Origin of the sequence: Streptomyces mauvecolor (assembly GCF_039532965.1) — a bacterium.
Classification (GTDB): domain Bacteria; phylum Actinomycetota; class Actinomycetes; order Streptomycetales; family Streptomycetaceae; genus Streptomyces; species Streptomyces violascens.
Map to the genome: position 1 here is coordinate 449,486 of NZ_BAAASQ010000008.1, position 22,214 is coordinate 471,699.

A 22,214-nucleotide genomic window follows, 5' to 3' on the forward strand; every position below is an offset into this window, starting at 1 on the left:
GAGACCTCATGTCCTCGACCCGCCCGGACCGACGTCGCCGCGCACGCGTCGCCGGTACCACCGCCGCGCTCGCGGTGGCTCTCCTCGCGACCGTCGTACCGGCCGAGGCCGCGCCCGCCCCCACCGCCCCCGGCGCCGTGGCCCCCGCTTCGCCCGGCCTGGACCGCAAGGCGCTCGGCAAGGCGCTGGACGCGGTCCACGCGGCAGGCATGTACGGCGTGAACACGGAGGTCAGAGACGGGAACCAGGAGTGGCAGGGCGCCGCCGGGCTCGCCGATGTCGGCACGGGCCGCCCCATGCGCCCCCAGCTCCAGCACCGCATGGGCAGCGTCACCAAGGCGTTCACCTCGGTCGCCGTCCTCCAGCAGGTCGCCAAGGGCCGCATCGACCTCGACGCCCCGATCGGCCGCTACCTCCCCGACACCGTCCCCGGCGAGCGTGGCCGGGCGATCACGGTACGGATGCTGCTCAACCACACCAGTGGCATCGCCGACTACATTCCGGGCGCCTTCCCCTCGCTGGTGCAGGGATCGACCAAGAGCCTGGACGACAACCGCTTCCGCCACTTCCGGCCCGCAGAGCTGGCCCGCCTCGGCGTCGAGGCCGAGCCCACCGGCAAGCCCGGCGAGAAGTGGTCGTACTCCAACACCAACTACATCATCGCCGGGATGCTGATCCAGAAGGTCACGGGCGAGGACGCCGAGGCGTACATCACCCGCAATGTCATCCAGAAGGCGGGGCTGCGCAACACCTACTTCCCGCGCTCCCCCTACATATCCGGACCGCACCCCAAGATGTACGAGTCGTTCTACGGTCTGATCGACCCGCCGCGCGACTACAGCGTGTACGACATGTCGTGGGGCGGGACCGCGGGAGCCCTCGTCTCGACGACGGGCGACCTCGACGACTTCTACCGCGAGCTGCTGCGCGGTGGGCTCCTGCCCGCCGCGCAGCTCCGCGAGATGCAGACCACGGTGCCGGTACTCGGTGAGGACGGCGAGGTCGCGATGAACTACGGCCTCGGCGTGGCCGCCGTCGACCTCCCGTGCGGCCGGTTCTGGGGCCACGACGGGGCAGTGTTCGGGGCCGGGACGTCCGTCCTGTCCAGCCCGGACGGGAAGCGCCAGATGGCCACCGCCTACAACCTGATGAAGTATCAGAAGGTGGGCAAGGACGGGAAGGTGGAGCCGAGCCCGATCGACGCCGCGTTCAACGGTTTCTACCTCCAGGCGCTGTGCGGCAAGGACGCGGGGGAGCGGACGGGCAAGCCCGCCGCCCCGGCCGTGCCGCTCCCGCGCACCCAGGATCTCGCCCCGCCGATGGCCCCGCGCCCCTGACCGGCTGCCCGACCCGCCTCTGCGGTCCCTGCTTCGGACCGCAGAGGCCCGTGGGTGCTAGCCGAACGACAGGGCCGCGTTCACCAGGGCGTTCGGCTTCGGGGTCTCCACCCTGTTGTTGAGCATGAACAGCCGTCCGCCCGCCCACCCGAGGAGCGGCGAGAAGAAGCTGCGCTGGGCCTCGGCGGAGGCCTGCGGGCTCTGCAGGAACACCTGCGGGGCGCCGCCCGCCGGGGCCAACGTCGCGACCGCCGCGCCCAGTTGGGGCCCGGCGTCCAGGTAGACCACCACCTTGCCGTTCTCGACGGCGAGCGGACGCACCTTGCGGGCCTGGGGCGGGTTCGCGCGCCACTTCTCCTTGCCGGTGTTCAGGTCGACGGCGACGACCTGGTTGCCGTCGGCGTTCTTGGTCAGGTCCGTGTCCTTGCCGTCGGCGGCGACGTACAGCGTCTGTGCGTCCGCCACCGCGCCGTAGCAGTCCTGGAGCCGGTCGACGCTCTGGCCCCAGCCGCTGCACACGCTGGGCATCTGGAACTTGGGCTCGGTCTGCGAGCGGATCTTGCCGTCGGGGGTGAAGGCGAGGATCTTCCAGGTCTTGCCCTCGCGGGGGAGCGCGGTGACGACCAGCGGGTCCACCGAGAGGACCTGGCCGATGCGCCAGCTCTTGTCGTACTGATAGCTCCACTTGGGCTTGCCCGTCGCCGGATCGAGCTCCTGGAGCAGATCTCCCGGCTGGTCCTTGAAGTCGTTCGGGTTGAAGCAGAACCCGGCGCTGATCAGCCGGGCGCCGCCGCCCACGAACCCCTGGGGGCTGCAACCGCCCTGACCCTTCACGTCGTACAGCTTGTGCCCGTCGGTGACGGAGAAGGCGGTCGCGCCCCCGTTCCAGGCGAGTGCGAGGGTGTCTCCGGAGATCGCCATGTTGACGGTGAGCGCGGAGTTGGTGGGCGTGTCCTCGGCCCTGACCGCCTTCCAGCCCGCCTTGCCCGCGGCCAGGTCGACCTGCTGGAGGTTCTTGCAGTGGGCGCCCTTGGTGTTGCTCTCCAGGAGGCCGACGACCAGCTTGTTCTGGGCGGACGGCGCGTGCGGCACCCCGCACAGCGGGGTGTCGAAGGTGACCTTCCACCGCTCCTTCCCGTCGGCCGCCCCGTAGCCGGTGACCTCCTTGTACATCGCCTTGACCATCACATCGCCGACCCGCCACGGGCCGTACTGCCAGGCGCCGTCCTTGACCAGCGGGGTCTTGTTCTGGTTCAGCCAGACGGGCGCCTCGCCCGCCTTGATGCCCGCGTTGGGGTCGTAGTCGCCCCCGCCGTCCCCCGTGCCCTTGCCGTCGCCCTGGTCGACGGAGGGCGAGCCGGAGGGGGTGGGAGACGGACTGGACTGGGCGACGGGCTTCCCGCCGTCACCGCCGGTGGTCGCGAGGTACACCCCGCCACCGATCACCAGGAGGCCCGCCACTCCTGCGGCCATGACGAGCCCCCGTCTGCCCCGGAACGGGTTGCGGCCGGGCGAAGGCGGCACCATCGGCTGCTGCGGCGGCCCGAAGGCCCCTGACTGCGGCTGGGCGTAAGGATTCCCCGGTATCGGACCCTGCCCCAAAGGCGTCGGGTTCCCCTGTCCGTAGCCGGGCCGGACCGGTGGCGGCTGCCGCTGCTCCGAGGCGGGTGGCAGCAGGCCGGCTCCCGGCCACTGGAAGTCGTCCGGCCGGTGCGGGTCCATGGGCCCATCGGGGTCCGGCAGTTCTCCGGAGTTACGAGCGGTCATGCGTCCAGTGTGACGGGTGGGGCGAACTCTGTGGAGGGCCTCAGATGTGTTCGCCACCTGGCCGGATTCGAACCGGCCATGTTCCCAAGGGCCGTTGTCGTCCCCAATGCTCGGGCGGGGAAGCGGCGACGGAGCGAGAGGGGACAGGCAGCATGACCGAGGCTCAGCGGACCGGCTCGGCAGCGGGCGGCGGGGTGGGAGTGGCGGTCACCGCCGCGGTGGAGGGAATGGTCCAGTTCGACGAGCTCTACGATCAGCCCGACCCCCGGGCCTACTTCAGGGTGCTCGGTCCGCTCGACTACCGCACGCCGGGCCACGCACAGGGCATTTTCCGGCGGCTGCGGTCCGTACTCGACCCGATGGGGGAGGGCCCGCCTCCGACCGTGCTCGACCTCTGCTGTTCGTACGGCATCAACGCGGCCCTGCTCAACCATGACGTGACGCTGGACGAGCTGTACGCGCGGTACACCTCGCACGAGGCCGCGTCGATGAGCACGGCCCAACTGGCCGCATGGGACCGGGAGTTCTTCGCCGGGCGCCGCCGCAGCGACCGGGTCCGTGTCGTCGGGCTCGACATCGCCCCGCGCGCCGTCGCCTACGGTCGTGCCGTCGGGCTGCTCGCGGAGGGGTTCGCCGAGAACCTGGAGGAGGGCCCGCCCGGCCCGGCACTGCGCCGCGCGGTACGGGAGGCCCGGCTGATCACCGTGACGGGCGGCACCAGCTTCCTGTCGCAGCGCACCTTCCGGCCGCTGCTCTCGGCAGCGCGCGGACCGGTGTGGGTCGCGGCCTTCGTCCTGCGCACCACCTCGTACGCGGAGATCGCCGGCTGCCTCGCGGCCTTCGGCCTCGCCACCGAGCGGGCCGCGCCCACCTTCCCCCAGCGTCGCTTCACCGATGAACGCGAACGGCGCTACGCCGTCGACACGGTGGCCGCGGCCGGGCACGACCCCGAGGGCAGGGAGTCCGACGGCTACTTCCACACGGCCCTGCATCTGTCGCGTCCCACCAGCGACGTGGTGATGACACCGCTCGACACCCTGGTGCCGTAGAGGCGCGTCAGGCAGGCGGAGAGGCGTGGACACACCGCTGCCGCCCCGCATTGCGCGGGGCGGCAGCGGTGTGCTCGGTCAGTTGCCGGACGGGGCGTTCGCCGCGGTCACGTTGACGGCGGCCCAGGCCTTGTCCACCGTCTTGTACTCGGTGCTGCTCGCGCCGTACAGGTCGGCGGCCGCGCTCAGCGTGGCGGTGCGGGCGTCGTGGAAGTCGGTCGTGGAGACCATGTACCGGGTGAGCGCCCGGTAGAAGATCTGCGTCGCCTTGTCCCGGCCGATGCCGGCCACCGTCGAGCCGTCGTAGGTCGGCGAGTCGTAGGCCACCGAGTTGATGGTCTTCTTGCCGCTGCCCTCGGCCAGCAGGTAGTAGGCGTGCGAGGAGACACCCGAACCCGCGTGGACCTCGGTGTCGTACGACGCCGTCGACCAGTAGTCGACCGTGCCTTCGAGCTTGTCGAGGGACGGCTTGTCCAGGCGGCGCAGGAACTTCTGCTGCAGGCCCAGCTTCTCGCCCATCAGGTAGTTGGGCGGGTTGTTCGGGTTGTTGGTCGCGAACTCGACGTTGCTGCCGAAGATGTCGGCGAGCGACTCGTTCAGCGCGCCGGGCTCGCCGAACTGGTTGTCGTTGGCGTCGACACGGGTCGGCTGGAGGTTCGCCGTCGCGTCCACGACACCGTGGGTGAGCTCGTGGCCGGTGACGTCGAGGACGACGAGGGGCTGGGCGAAGGTCTGCCCGTCACCGTCGCCGTACAGCATGCAGCCGCAGTCGGAGGACCAGAAGGCATTGCCGACCTTGCTGCCGAAGTGGACGAGGGCGTGCGCGCCGGCCCCGTCGTTCTTGATCCCGTTGCGGCCGAACGTCTTCTTGTAGAAGTCGAGCGTGCTGGTGATGCCGTACTGCGCGTCGACGGCGGCCGTGGAGCGGTCGCTCGCCCGGCCGGTGCCCCAGCGGTTGGTGGTGCTGGTGAACGCCTTGCCGCTGGTGAACTGCTCCAGCTCCTTGTTGCCGGCGTCGCGGGTCTCGGTCTGGCCGCGGCTCGGGTCCTTGAGCGTGAAGGCGCTCTTCGCGGTCTGCGTGGTGGTCAGCGACACGCTGCCGACGAACAGGGACGAGCCGGTGCCGGTCGCCTGTGCGGGGAAGCCGGTCGCGGCGGACGAGGCGAGCGGGGCCGGGGAGGAAGTCCCCAGTGCGGGGCTGAGCTTCTGGCCGCTCTTGCGGAGCTTCTCCTGGACGCTGGGCGACAGGAACGAATCGCTGGCCGGGGTGTTGCTGAGGACCGTGCCGGTGGCCGCGTCGACCACCACCGTACGGCTGCCGGACTCGGTGGTGGAGCTGTCCTTCACCTGGATCTGGTAGGCGAGGGCCGAGCGCCCGGCGCGGGCGTCGACCACGAGCTGGGCGGCGCCCGCGGTGCCCTTCGCGGCGGCGGCGGCCTTCGCCTGGGCCTGCCCCGCCGTCAGCTTGGCGCCGGCGGTGGGGACGTCGACCTGGTGGCGCAGCGCCCGGGTCACGCCGGTGTAGCTGGATCTCGCGTCGAGGTGGATGACCAGGTCGCCGCCGAGGACCGGGAGTCCGCGGTGCGAGCGTATGAAGCGGACGTGCTGCTTGCCGTCCGCGTCGACCAGGACGTCGGTGGCCTGAAGTGTGTCGTCCTTGCCGACTCCGGTGGCGGCGGAGTGGGCGACGGCGGCGGTGCGGGCTGCGTCGATCACCGGCTGGAAACCGGCGCTCGCGGTGGGGGCGGTGGCCCCCTGGGCGGTCGGAGCGGCGAAGGCCGTGGCCCCGCCTCCCGCCGTGATGGTGACGGCCGTGGTGACGGCCAGGGCTATCGCCAGGCTGCGTATGTGGGGTGTACGCACGGTGGGGGGTCCTTAGAGGGTGCGGGGGCGGTCGGCTCAACCACCCGTACGCACGGTGCTGTTGTGCACCGCGGGGACCGTGTGGTCCCGGCCGAAACCCTGCTATGCCTGGCATGAACATGTAAAGAGGGATGATCGAGTTCTGTGCTCCCGGAACCCAGATTTAACAATTGCCCGGGACTTCGGTGGCCGGAAGATGTCCAACTCCCCCTCACCGGCCCAGATGCATGATCGCGCCGCAGGGTTGCCCGGCCCGCGCAAGGTTTGGGCGATGGTCCAGGTACGGAGTTCGCGTTGCCCAACGAACCCGGCTCGTACATCTGTTGCCGACCGGAACCCGACGAAGTTCGCCCTTTTCAGGCGTACGCCCCGTCCGCCACGGAAAGGTAGGTCCCGTGCCAACGGACGACGAAACGGCCGACGGATTCGCAGCGGAGCTGCGGCGCCTGCGAGGCCTGCGCAAGGTGTCCCTGACCGGACTCGCCCGCTCGATCCACTACAGCAAGGGATATCTCAGCAAGATCGAGAACGGCAGCAAGCCACCCACCCTCGATGTCGCCCGCCGCTGCGACGAAGCGCTCGGCGCGCGGGGCGAACTCGTGCGCCTGCTGCCCAGACCGGCGGCCGTCACCGCGCCGCGCACCACCCACGGCGGCCCCGCCGAGACGGCTCTGTGCCCGTACCGGGGGCTCGCCGCCTACGGGCCGCAGGACGCCGAATGGTTCTACGGGCGCGAGAGCGCGACCGCGGAGCTGACCGGGCGGCTCGCCGAACGCATCGGCCGCGGACCGCTCGCCGTGGTCGCCCCCTCGGGCGCCGGTAAGTCCTCGCTCCTCCAGGCCGGACTGGTGCCCGCGCTGCGCCGCGGCGCCCTGCCCGCGCCCGGCTCCGACGACTGGCCGGTCGTGGTGTGCACCCCAACGGCCCACCCCCTCAAGGAACTTCTGCGCTGCGCGGCCGAGGTGCTCGGCGCGGCGGGCGCCGAGATCACCCCCGAGGCGCTTGCCCGGCGGCCGCGCACCCTGCTCGACGCCTCCGCCGCGCACGGCCGCGGCCCCGGCCTGGTCCTGGTGGTCGACCAGTTCGAGGAGACCTTCACACTCTGCGAGAGCGACCGCGAGCGCCGCGACTTCGTCGCCGTCCTCCACTCCCTCGCCACCGCCCGCGGCCTGGACGGCGCCACCGCCCGCGCCGCCGTCGTGGTCGGTCTGCGCGCCGACTTCTGCGGCCGCTGCCTGGACCACCCCCACCTCGTGGAGGTCTTCACGCACGGCCTCTTCGCGCTCGGCCCGATGTCCGGCACCCAACTGCGCCAAGCCATCACGGGACCCGCCGAACGCGCCGGTCTCAGCCTCGAACCCGGCCTGGTGGAACTGCTGTTGAGGGACCTGGGCACCGACTCGGCCGCCTCCGCCGGCTCCCTTCCGCTGCTCGCGCACGCCCTGCTCGTCACCTGGCAGCAGCGCACCAGCCGCACCCTGACCGTGGCCGGCTACGAGACGACCGGCGGCATCCACGGCGCGGTCGCCCGCACCGCCGAGTCGGTGTACGCCCGGCTCGACCCGGCCGAACAACTGGCGGCCCGCCAGCTCCTCGTGCGCCTCGTGCACGTGGCGGACGACAGCGCCCAGACCCGCAGACCCGTCGAACGCGCCCTGCTGATACGGCAGTTGGCCGATCCGGAGTCCGGCGCCCGGGCCCTCGACGCGTTCGTGCGCGCCCGGCTCGCCACCGCGGGCAGCGAGACGGTGGAGATCACCCACGAGGCGCTCCTGCACGCCTGGCCGCGGTTGCGCGGCTGGATCGACGCCGACCGGGCCGGACTGGTGATGCGCCAGGAGGTCTCCGACGCCGCGACCCAGTGGGTACGGGCCGGTCGCGACCCGAGCCTCCTCTACCGGGGAACCCGCCTCGCCGCCGTGCGCGACCGGGCGCAGCAGGTCTCCGACCGGGCCCAACTCGGGCCGGTGGAGCGCGAGTTCATCGACGCCTGCGAAGCCGAGGAAGGGCGCGGAGAGCGCACGGCCCGACGTCAGACCCGGATCCGCCGCGCCCTGCTCGTCACCCTCGGCGGACTCCTCGCGCTCGCGGTCACGGCCGGAGCCCTCGCCTTCCAGCAGCGTCAACGAGCCCTGGACCAGAGCCGCACCGCCCAGTCCCAGGCACTGGCCGTGCGGTCCGGGGCGCTCGCCGCCGGGCAGCCGGAGGCCTCCATGCTGCTCGCCGCCGACGCCTACCGCACCGACCGCACCCCGCAGGCCCGCGGAGCCCTGCTCAGCACCCAGGCGACGTCCTTCGACGGGCGGCTGCGCGGACATACGGGCCCGGTCAACTCGGTGGCGTTCAGCCCCGACGGCACGACCCTCGCGACGGCCAGCTCGGATGCGACCGTACGGCTCTGGGACACCGCGAGCCGCCAGGTGACCGCCACTCTGACCGGCCACACCGGAGCCGTCACCTCGGTCGCCTGCTCCGCCGACGGCACACGCCTGGCGACGGCGGGCGCGGACGGCACCGTCCGGCTCTGGGACACGGCCTCCCACCGCATGACCGCGACGCTGCCGGGACACCGAGGGGCCGTCCGCTCCGTGGCGTTCAGCCCCGACGGCCACACCCTGGTGTCGGGCGGATCCGACCGCACCGTACGGCTGTGGAATGTGCCCGACGGCACCGCACGCGCCGTCCTCACCGGGCACTCCGACTGGGTGATGGCCGTCGCCTTCTCGCCCGACGGGCGCACCGTGGCGTCCGCTTCCGCCGATCGCACCGTGCGGCTCTGGGATGTGACGGACAGTCAGCCACCGATGGTCCTCACCGGCCACAGCGACCAAGTGCTGGGTGTGGCGTTCAGCCCCGACGGCCACACCCTGGCATCCGGCGGCGCCGACCGCACCGTACGGCTGTGGAACCTGCCCGACAAAACCCTGCGCAGCGTCCTGACCGGGCACAGCGACGACGTCAACGCGGTCGCCTTCACGCGGGCCGGCGACACCGTCATCAGCGCCGGCGGCGACGGCACCGTCAAACTGTGGGACGCCGTGAACCACCGGGTGGTCGCCACCCTGTCCGGCCACACCGACTACGTCCTCGCGGTCGCCGCCGGGCCCGACGACCGCCTCGCCACCGCCGGGTTCGACCAGTCCGTGGTGCTGTGGGACCCGGGGCGCTCCGCGCTCACCGCACGGCCGTTCACCGAGGCGTGGCAGTCGGCGTTCTCGCCCGACGGCCGCCTCCTGGCCTCGGCGGAGGCGGACCGCACCGTCCGCATCTGGGACGTCGCCCACCACCGGCTGCGCGCCACCCTGACCGGCCACGACGGCTCGGTGTTCGCCGTCGCCTTCTCGCCCGACGGCCGCCTCGTCGCCTCCGCGGGCGCCGACCGCACGGTCCGGCTCTGGGACGCGGCGACCGGCCGCCCCGAGGCGACCCTCACCGGCCACGACGGCTCGGTGTTCGCGCTCGCCTTCTCACCCGACGGCCGCCGGCTGGCCTCCGCGAGCGCCGATCGCACCGCCACGCTCTGGGACGTCGCGACCCGCAAGCCCTACGCCACGCTGCACGGCCACGAGGACTTCGTCAACGCCGTCGCGTTCAGCCCGGACGGCCGCACCCTGGCCACCGGCAGCGACGACCTCACCGTCCGGCTGTGGGACGTCGACAACCCCGGTCGCGGGCCGCGCTCCGTCCTTCACGGCCACACCGGCTCGGTGCGCGCCGTCGCCTTCGCCCCCGACGGCCGCACCCTGGCCAGCGGCGCCAACGACGGGACCGTACGCCTGTGGGACGTCGCCCACGGCACGACGTCCGACACCCTCGCCGGGCACAGCGGGTCGGTGCGCGCGGTCGCGTTCAGCCCCGACGGCAAGACCCTCGCGAGCAGCGGCAGCGACCAGACCGTACGTCTGTGGAACCCCGCCCGCGCCGAACAGACCGCCACCCTCACCGGACACACCGGCGCCGTCTGGGGCGTCACCTTCGACCCCGGCCTGCCCGGCACGCTGGCGAGCAGCAGCAACGACGGAACCGTCCGGCTCTGGAACACCGACGTGCCCCGCCAACAGGCCGGGGTCTGCCGCCTGTTGGGCGACACGGGCCCCGAACGCTGGTCGCACCTGCTGCCCGACCTGCCTTACCGGCCCCTCTGCCCGCCCGCCAACTGACCGGCGAATCCAGGGTGTTTCCCAGGTGTTTCCCGTTTCCCGTCGGCACGGGAGACGGCCACCACCTCGACAGCGCCGCCGCGCACGGCACAGTCTCGAACCACCGCGGCAGATGATCCGGCTCCGCACAGGAGCATCTGCCGCGTGCCAGGCACCGGCCCGGCACACGCACGACACGCACCACATGTACGCCACGTACGACGAAACGGGGAATCGGACATGCACCATACGCTGGTCAGAGCGCGGCGGACTCTCGTCGCGGCGGGAATCGTGGCGGCCTGCGCCATCATGCCGACCGCCCAACTCTCCGCAGCCGCACCTCAGTCGAGGCCATCGGCTGCGGCCGCCGGAGGCTGCGACGTGCTCGCCCCCGGCGCCTCGGCCACCGCCGAGGCGGCGGTCCGGGCGGCCTGCTCCCAGCTCGGCATCTGGTACACGTGGGGCGGCGGCCACGGCCCGCAGCCCGGCGCCACCTACGGACAGGTCGACCCCACGGACCCGGCCAGCAACCACGACCCGGAGCGGCTCGGCTTCGACTGCTCGGGCCTGGTCCGCTACGCCTACGCCCAGGCGACCGGGCAGGACATCCTGGCCGGCAACTCCAACAGCCAGTACCACTCCTCGCACGCCACCGCCCGCTTCGGCGCGGCCCAGGGCACCGGCCCGCTGCTGCCCGGCGACCTGATGGCCTGGGGCGGCGACAACTCCATCCACCACATCGCCGTGTACCTCGGCGCGGGCAAGATGGTCGAGGCCCGCCAGTCCGGCACCCATGTGATGGTCAGCGACGTACGGCTCGGCGGCGACTACAACGGCGCCGTACGCATCGGTGCGGGCCCGGGCCAAAACGGCACCTTCTCCACCTGGGGCACCGATGTGTGGACCCACGCCGAACCGTCCACGACCAGCGCCCGGGTCAACAGGTTCGCCGGCCCGACCCGCGTGAAGGTCGGCTGCCAGAAGCACGCCCAGCTCGTCGAGGCCGAGGGCTACCGCAACGACGCCTGGTCCTATCTGCCCGACTACAAGGCATGGATCACCAACATCTACATCCAGGGATCGGCCTGGCTCGACGGCGTCCCCACCTGCGCCTGAACAGCCCGGCCCACCGCAGACACCACACCCGCAAGGAGCTCACCGTGAACGTTCGCAAGAAGATCGCCCTGTTCCTCTCCGCCACCGCGCTGACCGCCGGCCTCACCGCGACCGGGCTGCCCGCCGCCGTCGCCGCACCCGCCACGCCCGCCGCCGAGTGCGGGGTCCGCTCCGACGGCCGGCTGTACTGCGGCAACGCGGTCGGCGCCAAGGGCTACGCCGACCGCTCCTACCGCTCGGCCACCCGCGGCACCCTGAACACCGGGTTCAACTGGTTCGTGTGCTGGGGCCACGGCGACCCGCACCAGGGCGGGAACGACATCTGGTACTGGACGCAGCTCGACAACGGCGCCTGGGGCAACGTCCCGGCCGTCAGCGTGAACACCGGCCAGGACCCGGCCCCCGGCCTGCGCGAGTGCTGATCGCGGCACCGCTCTGAGACACCGGGCCGCCCGTCGATCCCCCGACGGGCGGCCCGGCCCATGTGCGTGGACGGCAGGGAAATTGATGGTGTGTCAGGGTGGTCGTGACCGGTCACGTAACGAGCGGTGAATCCTGTGGCCCGATCCCCTGCGCCGTCGCGAACAGCGAGCCGAGCCCCGCGTCGAAGCGGGCGGTGTACGACACGTCGTCCTCGAAGCCGCCGCCGCGCTCCGCGCCGCCGAGCACCCCGATCACGGTGTTCCCGCCGTGTGGCGCCGGGATCACCCACGGGCTGCCGGACACGCCGGTCGAGAAGCCCGTGCACCGGGCCTGCCGGAAGTCGCTGTAGGCGGGCCGGGCATCCGCCGTGCAGATGTGCTGGCCCGGCCTGTCGTGCGGATAGCCGATGAGGGTGACCCGGCCGAGGCCAAGGGAGAGCCGCTCCGGGTGCGCAGGCACGCGGAACCCGGAGCCGACCGCCTCCTGGACGCTTCTGCCGCCGACCCGGGCCACCCGCACGAAAGCCCAGTCGTACGGCCAGTTCTCGGCCCCCTCGCGAGCCCCGGTGAACCGTGGGTCCGGCAGCGCGGCGAGGACCGGCCACTCGCCCTGCGGGGTGAGCCCGTCGTGATAGCCGGGCGCGAACGCGGCCCCGTCCAGCGGAAGGCAGTGCGCCGCCGTCACCAGCAGATCGCCGTGCCTGCTGTCCACGACGGCGGCCGTGCAGGTGTGCCGGCCACCGGGCCACAGGAAGACCCCCACGGCCGGGTACGAGCAGGCCGACCGCAGGTCGTGCGGGTCCGGGCGGAGCTGCTCCGCGGCACAGGCCGGTGACTGTTCCGGACCGGCCGGGCGGGACCCAGCACCGTCGGCGCCGGTGCCGACGGGGCCGCCGCCCCCGTAGTGCGCGGCGGCAGCGCCGGGCAGCCCGGCCGGAGTCCCGGCAGGCCGCGCCGAGGAGGCGATGGCGGTGAGGGCCTCGTCGTCCCGGGCCGGGCAGATCGTCAACGTGCAGGTCAGCGCCGTGACCAGAGCGGCGTCCCGGACCACGCCGAGCACCGCCCTGAACCGGCCGCCACGGTGCGCATTTCTTCTCATAAGCACGCTGGCGAGGCTAGGGCCCGGGCACGGGAAGCAGCCGCGCCGACACGAGCGCCAACCGGGCGCAAATCGTTCGGGCGGCGTCCGGTGCCCACGCCGAGAGCCTGCGAGCGCGCGAGGGCTGAGGGAAGCTGGGAGGTGGTCGCGGGGACCCAGCCCGCTGGAGGTGTCCATGGATCCCGTGTCGGCGCTGAGACGGATCGCCTTCCTGCTCGAACGCAGCCAGGGCGCCACCTACCGCGTACAGGCCTTCCGTACCGCCGCCGCGGCGGTCAAGGAGCTGCCGCCGGACGAGGTCGCCAAGCGCGCGGCGGTGGCCGGAAGCCTGGAGTCGGTCAAGGGCATCGGCCCGAAGACCGCACAGGTGGTGCGCGAGGCACTCGCCGACCAGGTGCCGGCCTACCTCCAGCGCCTCGAATCGGAACTGGAGGCCGCGGCGCCGCTCGCCGTGGGCGGCGAAGACCTGCGGGCCGCGCTGCGCGGCGACTGCCACCTGCACTCCGACTGGTCGGACGGCGGCAGCACCATCGACGACATGGGCCGTACGGCGGCGGAGCTCGGCCATGAATGGGCCGTGCTCACCGACCACTCGCCCCGGCTGACCGTCGCAGGCGGACTCACCGCCGAGCGGCTGCGCCATCAGCTGGAGGTGGTGGCGGAACTCAACGAGCGCTGGGCGCCGTTCAGGCTCCTCACCGGCATCGAGTGCGACATCCTCGACGACGGCTCCCTCGACCAGGAGGACGAACTGCTCGACCGGCTCGACGTCGTGGTCGTCTCCGTCCACTCCAAGCTCCGCATGGACGCCGCCGCCATGACCCGGCGCATGGTCGCGGCCGTCAGCAACCCCCTCGCCGATGTGCTGGGGCACTGCACCGGACGTCTGGTCACCGGGCGCGGGCGGCCCGAGTCCGAGTTCGACGCGGACGCGGTCTTCGCCGCCTGTGCCGAGGGCGGCACCGCCGTGGAGATCAACAGCCGCCCGGAACGGCTGGATCCGCCGCGCCGCCTTCTGACCCGGGCCGTCGACGCGGGCGTCCTGTTCGCCATCGACACCGACTCCCACGCCCCGGGCCAGCTCGACTGGCAGATCTACGGCTGCGCGCGGGCCGAGGAGTGCGGCGTGCCGCCGGAGCGGGTCATCACGACCTGGACGCTGGAGGATCTGCTGACCTGGACCCGCACCCGCGAGGTCCCGGCAGGCGTGGCCGGCCGGGCCTGAGCGGGCCGGTCTCGCCCCGGGTTGTGTGCACACCCCGCGCGGGGCGAGCACCTTCGCAACCGCCACAACATCCCGGGACACCGGTCAGCCGTCGCGCGAGGGCGGGGATGCGGGGTGCGGACATGCCGGAGCCGGGGCTCCACCCCGCGCTGGGTGAAGCCCCGGCTCCCGTGCGGGACCGCGTCAGCCGCGGTCGATCCCGGCGTCACGCATCGCCTGCTCGGCCCGCTCCTGCTCGTCCTCGGTCCGCTGCCTGCTGCTGCGGTCGGCGATCTGCTGTCTGGCGTCGGATGCCTTCACCTTGGCCTGCTCGGCGGCCTGCCGCGCCTTGTCCTGCAACTTCTCGGCCTTGCCCATGGAGATTCGCTCCTGCGTGTGGGGGTGGGGTTCGAACGCATTCACCGTGACATGCGCCGTCACCAGGCGCACCCCGAACCATTACGCAGCGTGATGGTCGGCGGCGTACTGCCAGAAATCACGCATCAGGGTGACCGGGGTCGGCCCGGTCATCTCCACCTGACTCAGCAGGATGGTGACCGTGCCGGTGGACGGAACGACGTAGGCGGTGGTGCCGGTGCCGCCGACCCAGCCGTAGCGCCCCGGCACGTTCCACGGCTCGATGGGCTCGATGTCGACCGAGCCTCCGAATCCCCAGCCCTGGCCCTGCAGGAACAATGTGCCGGCGGCGCGCTGGGCGGGGGTCAGATGGTCGGTGGTCATCTGCCGTACGGCTTCGGGCGAGAGCAGTCGGCGTCCTTCCACGGTCCCGCCGCCGAGCAGCAGCCTGGCGAAGGCGTGCAGGTCGTCGATGGTCGAGACGAGTCCGCCCGCGCCGGACGGGAACGCGGGCGGGCTGCTCCACTGCCCGTCGGGTGCGTCGACGAGTTCCAGGCCGCCCTGCGGAAGGGGCCGGTAGCAGGTGGTGAACCGGTCCAGATCGCGGGCGGGCACCGAGAACCCGGTGTCGGTCATGCCGAGCGGACCGAAGAGGCGCTCGGCCAGGAACGCGGGCAGCGTGCGTCCGGAAACCCTGGCGATCAGGACGCCCTGGAGGTCGGAGCACAGGTTGTACAGCCACGCCTCGCCGGGCTGGTGCAGCATCGGAATGCGGGCGAGCCGTGCGAGCCACTCGTCCGGCGCGGGCACCGACTGCGGGCGTGGAGGCGCCTGTCGGAGCTCGCTGAACAGAGGTGCGACGGCGGGCAGGGAGAAGTCGGAGGGGAAGCCGTACCCGGCGCGGAAGGTCAGCAGGTCGGCCACCGTGATCGCCCGCTCGGCGGGGACGACGTCGTCGACCGGGGAGGACGGCGTGCGGACGACCATGGGCGAGGCCAGCTCGGGCAGCCACCGGGCGACCGGGTCGTCCAGCGCGATCCGCCCGTCGTCGACCAGCATCATGAGGGCCGCCGCGGTGACGGGTTTGCCGATCGAGGCGATGCGGAAGATCGAGTCCCTGGCCAGCGGGGAAGCGCCGCTCGCATCGAGGGAGCCGGCCACCGCGCACTCCACGCGGTCACCGCGGGCCACCAGGCCCACCGCACCCGGCACCGTGCCGTCGTGGACGTATGTGTCGAGGATCTTGCGCAACGCGCTCATGGGCCCACCTTCTGGAAGTCCGGCTCTCCTGGAGTCCGGTTCTCGAAGTCCGTCGCAAGACAGACTCCCCCCGGGCCGGGGAATCATCGCGCCCACCACATCTCCCTTGGCCGCCTGGCGCACATCGCCGTGCGCTGTCCCCCGTGCACCCCGTGCGACCGCCGATCACACGAAGTAGCCCCGCCGTGCGGGCGAATCGGTGCGATCCTGATATCGGGACATTTCTCCCCGAGGAGGCATCTCATGCGCAAGGTCGCCGACTGCCGGGACTACCCGAGCGAATCGAATTGCAGCCTGACGATTTCCGGGACGGAAGAGGAAGTCGTCCGGGCGGCCGCCGAGCACGCCGCATCGGTGCACGGCCACACGGACTCCCCAGAACTCCGCGAAGAGATAAAGAAGATGCTGAAGGACGAGGCAACCGTCTAGCGCCCGCCCCGGCAACCCGAACCAGGACCGACCACCTCCGAGGGCCGTTGCGGGCCGCTGCCCGCCCCGGCGCCGTGAGCGACCGGAGTGGTCAGAGCTCCGCCGCAGGTGGCGTAGGGTGGTGTTCACCGACGCGGGGTGGAGCAGCTCGGTAGCTCGCTGGGCTCATAACCCAGAGGTCGCAGGTTCAAATCCTGTCCCCGCTACGAAGACTTCGGCCCCCGGCACTCTGTGTGCCGGGGGCCGAAGTGCGTGACATGGCTGCCCCGGGTATGCCTGCCCGACCCACCCACCTGAAAGGGAACCGACGCACCGCGGCTCCCCTCTTCACCGGCGACGTCGGGTGGGGGGATGGGGCATGTTCGCTGTAGGTGGGGCCTTCGGGGTGGTGTTCGGATGTGTGGGGCTGCTGTTCGCCCTGGTGGGCATCGCGGCGCTGGTCGGGGTGGTCCGCAGAGTGTCGGAGCACCAGCGCACCTTGCGCGAGGGGCTGACGGCACAGGCCCGCTGTCTGGAGACGTATGTGGTGCGCACCCACCGTTCCGGAGGGCAGGTGCACCACCAGCGCCGTCTGATCGTCGGGTTCCGTGCGGGCGACGGGCGCGATGTGCGGGTGCAGGTGACATCGCGGCAGCCCTATGTGACGGGTGACATGGTGCCGGTGCGCCATCTGCCGCACCGCCCCGAGCGTGCGGTCGTGGACGAGGCGCCGACCGGGGTCGGGGTGGTGTCGTGCCTCTTCGGCGGGGCCATGGTGGTCTTCACCTGCGTGGGCCTGTTCTTCGCCGCGATCGGCTTCGGCGCGGCCGTGTTCCTCGGCGCATCGGCCGACGGCGGCGCCCCGGTCCCGTTGCCGGACCCGCATCTCACCGCCGGGCCCTGAGCCGGTGTCCGAACCGCGCCGGAACCGGTCGAGGGCCTTGGGTGTGGACGATTTCTGGTGTGGGGGAGGGCGGTGGGATGATGGCGCGATGTCTGATCGTGTTGTTGTTGCCGCTTGTGATGGGGCGTCGAAGGGCAATCCCGGCCCGGCCGGATGGGCCTGGGTGATCGCGGATGCCGAGGGGCGGCCGGAGCGTTGGGGCGCGGGTCCGCTCGGTACCGCCACCAACAATGTCGGCGAGCTCACCGCCCTGGAGCGACTCCTCGAAGCAGTCGCCCCCGGCACCCCCCTGCAGGTGCGCATGGACTCCCAGTACGCCATGAAGGCGGTCACCCAGTGGCTGCCGGGCTGGAAGCGCAACGGGTGGAAGACCGCGGCGGGCAAGCCGGTCGCCAACCGTGAACTCGTCGAGCGCATCGACGAGTTGCTGGCCGAACGGGATGTGGAGTTCGTCTATGTGCCCGCACACCAGGTGGGCGGAGACCCGCTGAACGCCATCGCCGACCAGGCGGCCAGCGACGCGGCCACCACCCAGCGCGCCGCAGGCACGGCCCACGGCGACCAGGAGATGCCGGTCCCCGCACCGGCTCGCGCCAGTACGACGCGGGCCAGGACCGCCACCGCGCGGAAGGCATCCTCCGCGGCCAAGTCGGCCGCCTCGGGAGCCGGTTCGGGCAAGCCGCGGACCATCAAGGCGAAGTTCCCCGGACGCTGCCCGTGCGGGCAGCCCTATGCCGCGGGCACTCCCATCATGAAGCGCGAGCAGGGCTGGGGCCACCCGGACTGCAGCCCTGTGGTGTGAGGCACGGGGCTGCCATGTCACCTGTGTCCGGTCGGTGGCCGCACGTGTGCCGGCCGAGCCGGCACCGTGCGCCCGTCAGTCGGTGGTCACGGGGGTGACGGCGTCCTCCCCCTTCTTGACGTCGCTGTCCGCGGGCTTCGCGGACGTGCTGGTGTCGCCGCCCTCGGGCGCCGTGTAGAAGACGGACCGGTTCTGCCGGGTGCGCTGCGCCTGGCCCTTGGCCACGAGGTTTTCGAGCGTGTTGCGCACCACGGTGCCGGCGATGTTGCGGCCCGGGTGGGCGTCGGTGAGACCGGCCGTGATCTCGGCCGCCGAGCGCGGCTCACCGCTCGTGGCGAGGTGGGCCGCCACGAGCTCCCGCAGCGTGGGAGCGGCACCCGACGCCTTGGCCTTGGGGGCGGGCCGCGCCTGCTTCTTGGCCGCGCGACCTGCGGACTTGGATCCCGAACGCGCCTGAGGGATGCGCGGGGCGGGTGTGCCGGCGGCCTTCTTGGGCGCCTTGCCCGCGGCGGGCAGGGCGGGGGTGCCGATCGCCTGCTGCATGGAGGCGAGCAGGGCGTGGTTGTTCTCCAGGACGCTCAACTGCTCCTGGAGCGCACTGATCTGGCCGGCGATGTGTTCGCGTTCGGCGACGTTGCTGTCCAGATCGCTCTGGATCTGGGCAGCGTACTGGGACTGGAGCATGGTGCTGTCCGGCACGAGTCGTTCCTCCGGGGGCGTGTGCGTACGTGATTGCTGCCGGATGTTACGCGCCTCCTCTGTGCAGGGGCACCCACTTGACAGTAGATGAGACCGCTCAGGGTGAATGAAACCCGTGGGCAACCGTTCCGTGGGGCACACCGAGTGATGTCCCACCCTGAGGATGGGGGCCGCTCCCGCCCCGGCGGGGTGAAGAGAGCGGCCTTGGGACCGGACCACCCGACGGGGTGTTACTCCGGTGTCGTGTACCGGAGTTCGCGTTCACCCAGGGTGCGCCGCACACATGCCGCGACCACATCACTGAGGCTTCCGGTACGGGCGAGCAACTCGCGCTGAATGCGGGCGCCGTTGCCGCGGGCGAGCAGTTCCGCGGTCGCCTTGTGGGCCCACGCGAAGTCCCCGCTGTCTTCGAGCGCCTCCCGTACATGGTCGAACAGGGCCCGTGCGACGACGGGTGCGGGGGCCGGCCGCATGGTCATGGGGTGCAGCAGATCGTCGTCGAGCCCGGAGCGCGCGGCCCGCCACGCGGCGAGCCGCAGCAGTTGCACCCCGTGCCCCAGCGGTGGCCGCCCCCTGCGCCAGTCCCGGGCGGCCGTCTCGACCAGCGCGCGGGCCAGACACGCCACGAGCAGCGCGGTGGTGGCCTCCAGGCACACATCCGCCACCCGGATCTCCACCGTGGGGTAGCGGTGGGAGAGCCGGGCGTCGAAATAGATCATGCCGCGGTCGTGCACCACACCGCTCGTCACCATGTCGTCGACCTGGGCGTGGTAGCGCTCGGCCGAGCCGAAGACACCCGTCGGCCCGGACATGGGCCATCGGCCCCACACTCTGCTGCGGTAACTGCTGTAGAGGGTGTCGTTGCCGTGCCAGTACGGCGAGTTCCCGCTCAGCGCGGTCAGCACGGGCAGCCACGGCTGGATCCGGTCCACGACGGCGACGCCCTCGTCGTCCGATGCGACCGACACATGCACGTGGCATCCGCAGGTGAGCTGTTCCTGGGTCGTCAGACCGAACTGTTCCTCCATCCACCGGTAGCGGCGGCCCGCGTTGACGGCGGGCCGTACGGGCAGGGGCGACGTCGCGAGGGCGGCGACCGCCGCTCCGGCTTCGGCCGCGTGCCGGGCCGCCTCGTGGCGCCAGCGCACGATCTCCGCGCCGAGTTCTTCCATGTCCGTCTGCGGCCGGGTGCCGAACTCCAGCTGCTGACCCTGCAGTTCACGCTCGAACGTGCCCTGGGCGGGGCCGCCGCCGTCGGCGGCGCACTTGGCAAGACGGGCCAGCACCTCCGAGGACAGGGCACACGGCTGCCCGCTGCCCGGGTCGACCAGGAGCAGTTCCTCTTCCACGCCTACGGTGCGCAAAATGACGCTCCCATCCTGTCCGGGCGCCCGTCGGGCGGCACGGAAAACGGCCGGGGGCACCAGCATGCACGGCCGGTGCCGCCCCCGGGTGCCGGTGAGGGGGCCCTCTTTCGGTCACACCCGTCAGGGCCGGGCACCGCCGGCCACAGCGGCCGCCAGGGCAGCTGTGCCGTCACTCACGTCACAGCCGCCCTGCCCGGGCGGACACGCCACCGACCGGGGGGAATCCCCGGCGCCCGGACGGCTTGGCGGTATTCCTTGGGGCGCGGGCACCACATATGAACGTCGCACACCACGCGAACGTACGTACCGACGTAGGAGATCTGCCGATGCGCGTAAGTCTTGTTGCCGCCGGGGCCGCTGCCGCCGCCGGAGTCCTTCTCTGCACCGCCTCCGGCCCGGCCGGGGCCGCCACCTCGGGCACCGTGTCCGCCGACCCCACCGGGACGGTCTCCAGCGACGGCACCGTCTTCCTCTCGGGCACCTACCGGTGCTCCGCCCCGGGCCCCGGCCCGGTCTTCGTGGCGAGTTCGGTGCGCAGCGGCGGCGTACAGCACGGCATCGGCGGGACGGCCGCGAGGTGCGACGGCGCCGAACACACCTGGGTCAACCACGAGAAGCCGCACGGGACGCCGGTGAAGCCCGGGCCGGCCGACATCGAGGCGACCCTGGTGCAGTTGAACACCTCCAGCGGCCTCCCGCTGCCCGTCATCCTCGCCACCGACTGGCACAGCATCGACCTGCGCCCCGCCAAGGACTGACGGAGCGTCCACGCCGTTCCGGTACCCCCGACGTCTGAAATCGCTTCTGGTTGCCTCCGCAAGTGTGCGGGCGGTGAGTTTCGGACATACCCGCATTCATGGGGTGCGGGGGTGCACTGTCCCTTCAAATCCCTCGTCCAAGGGCGGGTAAAGACCTCTGCCGACGGGGGCCAACATCGGTAATTCATCCGGCCGTTGCCCTGATCTGGCCGTTGATTTTCTTGATCGACTGCCAGGATGGCACAAGAAACGACCGAAAGTGTCCTGTTTGTTTTGACTCCTGATCGGCCTGCGGTGAAGGTCTCGTGCATGTCCCCTTCGTCCCGGGCCGCTCCCAGTGGCCTGCTCCGTATGCGCGATTTCCGATTCCTGCTCGCCGGAGCCGCGGCCGGGCAGGCGGGCGCCCAAGTCACCCTGGTGGCACTGCCCCTCGTGGCCGTGCTCGAACTCAAGGCGCCCGCCTTCCAGGTGGGACTGCTCACCGCCGCCGAGACCGCCGCGTTCCTGCTCATCGGACTGCCCGCGGGGGCCTGGGTCGACCGGATGCGCAAGCTCACGCTCATGATCCGCGCCGACGTGGTCCGCTCCCTGGCCATGGCCAGCGTCCCGCTCGCCGCGGTGGCGGACGTGCTGACCATGGCCCAGCTGTACGTCGTCGCCCTGGTCGTGGGCGTCGCGACCGTCTTCTTCGACGTGGCCCACCAGAGCTATCTGCCCCAACTCCTGCCCAGGGAACACCTGGTGGCGGGCAACGGGGCCCTGGAGACGGTACGTTCCTCGGCGCAAGTGGCCGGGCCCGGACTCGGCGGCGGGCTCGTCCAGCTGGTCGGGGCACACCTGGCGATCGTGGCCGACGCCATCGGCTACGCCGTTTCCGCCCTGTTCCTGCTGGCCATCCGCCGCCCCGAGCCCAAGCCCGAACCCGTCCCCGGCGCCTCCCTGCGCAAGGACGTCGCGGAAGGCCTGCGCTTCGTGCTCGGCCACCCGCTGCTGCGCGTCATCGCGGGCACCACGGCGCTCGGCAACTTCTTCACCGCGATGCTCATGGCCACGCAGACCATCTTCCTGGTCCGGGTCCTCGACCTGCCTCCGGCCGCGATCGGCGCGATGCTCTCCGCATCGGCCGTGGGCGGACTCGCCGGAGCGCTCTGCGCGGGCCGCCTCGCCGGACGCTTCGGCCAGGCCCGCATCATCTGGCTCTCCGCCCTCGCGACCGGCCCCTTCGCGCTGCTGTGGCCGCTGTCCGGCAAGGGCCCGGCCGCCGCGCTCTTCGCCGTGGCCTCCGGCGTGGTCTTCTTCGGCGCCGTGGTCTACAACGTCGCCCAGGTGAGCTTCCGTCAAACGCTGTGTCCCCCACGCCTGTTGGGGCGCATGAATGCCACCCTGCGCTTCATGATGTGGGGCACCCTGCCGCTCGGCGCGCTAGTCGGCGGCGCCGTCGCGGACGCCTCCGGCGCGCGCACCGCGCTGTGGATCTGTGCGACAGGCTTCCTCGCCGTGCCGCTTCCTCTTCTGCTCTCCCCGCTGCGCCGGATGCGCGACCTCCCCGAGACCGCCCACCCCGAGACCGAGGACGACGACCGGCAGGACGCGACGCCCGGCCACGACGAGAGCGTCCCCGTCGCCTGACCGACCCGGGCAACTCCCCTTGACTGCACGTCAG

18 protein-coding genes and 1 tRNA gene are annotated in these 22,214 nt (G+C 72.0%); 12 read left to right on the top strand and 7 right to left on the bottom strand.

From position 1 onward, the window contains the following. Positions 1-8: 8 nt before the first annotated feature. The gene (locus ABD346_RS09945; RefSeq protein WP_344373878.1) at positions 9-1,337 is read left to right on the top strand and encodes a serine hydrolase domain-containing protein; all 1,329 of its coding nucleotides are present in this window, start codon (positions 9-11) and stop codon (positions 1,335-1,337) included. Positions 1,338-1,394: 57 nt separating this feature from the next. Here the strand turns inward: ABD346_RS09945 and ABD346_RS09950 are convergent, their stop codons facing one another. Beyond that, positions 1,395-3,104 (bottom strand): outer membrane protein assembly factor BamB family protein, encoded by a 1,710-nt coding sequence (locus ABD346_RS09950; RefSeq protein ID WP_344373879.1) that lies wholly within the window; start codon positions 3,102-3,104, stop codon positions 1,395-1,397. A gap of 152 nt (positions 3,105-3,256) precedes the next feature. Here ABD346_RS09950 and ABD346_RS09955 point away from each other — a divergent pair, with 152 nt between their 5' ends. Continuing rightward, a complete protein-coding gene (locus tag ABD346_RS09955) occupies positions 3,257-4,153 on the top strand; it encodes a hypothetical protein (RefSeq protein ID WP_344373880.1) in 897 nt (298 codons plus the stop codon). Positions 4,154-4,231: 78 nt separating this feature from the next. Here the strand turns inward: ABD346_RS09955 and ABD346_RS09960 are convergent, their stop codons facing one another. After that, positions 4,232-6,016, bottom strand: coding sequence for a M4 family metallopeptidase (locus ABD346_RS09960; protein ID WP_344373881.1), 1,785 nt, complete (start codon positions 6,014-6,016; stop codon positions 4,232-4,234). A gap of 395 nt (positions 6,017-6,411) precedes the next feature. Between ABD346_RS09960 and ABD346_RS09965 the strand changes: the two genes are divergently transcribed. From ABD346_RS09965 to ABD346_RS09975, 3 genes are all read left to right on the top strand, one after another. Next, positions 6,412-10,176, top strand: coding sequence for an nSTAND1 domain-containing NTPase (locus ABD346_RS09965; RefSeq protein ID WP_344373882.1), 3,765 nt, complete (start codon positions 6,412-6,414; stop codon positions 10,174-10,176). 219 nt (positions 10,177-10,395) lie between these two features. Beyond that, entirely contained in the window at positions 10,396-11,271 is an 876-nt protein-coding gene (locus ABD346_RS09970; RefSeq protein WP_344373883.1) for a C40 family peptidase, read from the top strand. Positions 11,272-11,315: 44 nt separating this feature from the next. Next, complete coding sequence (locus ABD346_RS09975; RefSeq protein ID WP_344373884.1) at positions 11,316-11,693, top strand: hypothetical protein; 378 nt, start codon at positions 11,316-11,318, stop codon at positions 11,691-11,693. A 112-nt stretch (positions 11,694-11,805) separates the two neighbouring features. Here the strand turns inward: ABD346_RS09975 and ABD346_RS09980 are convergent, their stop codons facing one another. Beyond that, positions 11,806-12,792 (bottom strand): trypsin-like serine peptidase, encoded by a 987-nt coding sequence (locus ABD346_RS09980; protein WP_344373885.1) that lies wholly within the window; start codon positions 12,790-12,792, stop codon positions 11,806-11,808. Positions 12,793-12,967: 175 nt separating this feature from the next. Between ABD346_RS09980 and ABD346_RS09985 the strand changes: the two genes are divergently transcribed. After that, positions 12,968-14,017: a PHP domain-containing protein gene (locus ABD346_RS09985; protein ID WP_344373886.1), complete on the top strand. Its 1,050-nt coding sequence runs from the start codon at positions 12,968-12,970 to the stop codon at positions 14,015-14,017. Positions 14,018-14,200: 183 nt separating this feature from the next. Here the strand turns inward: ABD346_RS09985 and ABD346_RS09990 are convergent, their stop codons facing one another. Beyond that, on the bottom strand, positions 14,201-14,374 hold the full coding sequence (locus tag ABD346_RS09990) for a hypothetical protein (protein WP_344373887.1): 174 nt from the start codon (positions 14,372-14,374) through the stop codon (positions 14,201-14,203). An 81-nt stretch (positions 14,375-14,455) separates the two neighbouring features. After that, positions 14,456-15,613: a serine hydrolase domain-containing protein gene (locus tag ABD346_RS09995; RefSeq protein WP_344373888.1), complete on the bottom strand. Its 1,158-nt coding sequence runs from the start codon at positions 15,611-15,613 to the stop codon at positions 14,456-14,458. Positions 15,614-15,856: 243 nt separating this feature from the next. Between ABD346_RS09995 and ABD346_RS10000 the strand changes: the two genes are divergently transcribed. From ABD346_RS10000 to ABD346_RS10015, 4 genes are all read left to right on the top strand, one after another. Next, positions 15,857-16,042, top strand: a complete 186-nt coding sequence (locus tag ABD346_RS10000; RefSeq protein WP_189960294.1) for a DUF1059 domain-containing protein — start codon at positions 15,857-15,859, stop codon at positions 16,040-16,042. Between the two features lie 132 nt (positions 16,043-16,174). After that, positions 16,175-16,248: transfer RNA gene (locus ABD346_RS10005), tRNA-Met, on the top strand. Positions 16,249-16,400: 152 nt separating this feature from the next. After that, a complete protein-coding gene (locus ABD346_RS10010; protein ID WP_344373889.1) occupies positions 16,401-16,925 on the top strand; it encodes a DUF3592 domain-containing protein in 525 nt (174 codons plus the stop codon). Positions 16,926-17,013: 88 nt separating this feature from the next. After that, positions 17,014-17,727 (top strand): ribonuclease H family protein, encoded by a 714-nt coding sequence (locus ABD346_RS10015; RefSeq protein ID WP_344373890.1) that lies wholly within the window; start codon positions 17,014-17,016, stop codon positions 17,725-17,727. Positions 17,728-17,802: 75 nt separating this feature from the next. Here the strand turns inward: ABD346_RS10015 and ABD346_RS10020 are convergent, their stop codons facing one another. Both ABD346_RS10020 and ABD346_RS10025 read right to left on the bottom strand, forming a co-directional pair. Beyond that, the gene (locus ABD346_RS10020; protein ID WP_344373891.1) at positions 17,803-18,426 is read right to left on the bottom strand and encodes a hypothetical protein; all 624 of its coding nucleotides are present in this window, start codon (positions 18,424-18,426) and stop codon (positions 17,803-17,805) included. A gap of 230 nt (positions 18,427-18,656) precedes the next feature. Then, entirely contained in the window at positions 18,657-19,793 is a 1,137-nt protein-coding gene (locus ABD346_RS10025) for a glutamate--cysteine ligase (protein WP_344374454.1), read from the bottom strand. Between the two features lie 326 nt (positions 19,794-20,119). Here ABD346_RS10025 and ABD346_RS10030 point away from each other — a divergent pair, with 326 nt between their 5' ends. Together ABD346_RS10030 and ABD346_RS10035 are read left to right on the top strand one after the other, a co-directional pair. Next, the gene (locus ABD346_RS10030) at positions 20,120-20,551 is read left to right on the top strand and encodes a DUF6299 family protein (RefSeq protein ID WP_344373892.1); all 432 of its coding nucleotides are present in this window, start codon (positions 20,120-20,122) and stop codon (positions 20,549-20,551) included. Positions 20,552-20,902: 351 nt separating this feature from the next. After that, positions 20,903-22,180, top strand: a complete 1,278-nt coding sequence (locus ABD346_RS10035; protein WP_344373893.1) for an MFS transporter — start codon at positions 20,903-20,905, stop codon at positions 22,178-22,180. Positions 22,181-22,214 lie beyond the last annotated feature (34 nt).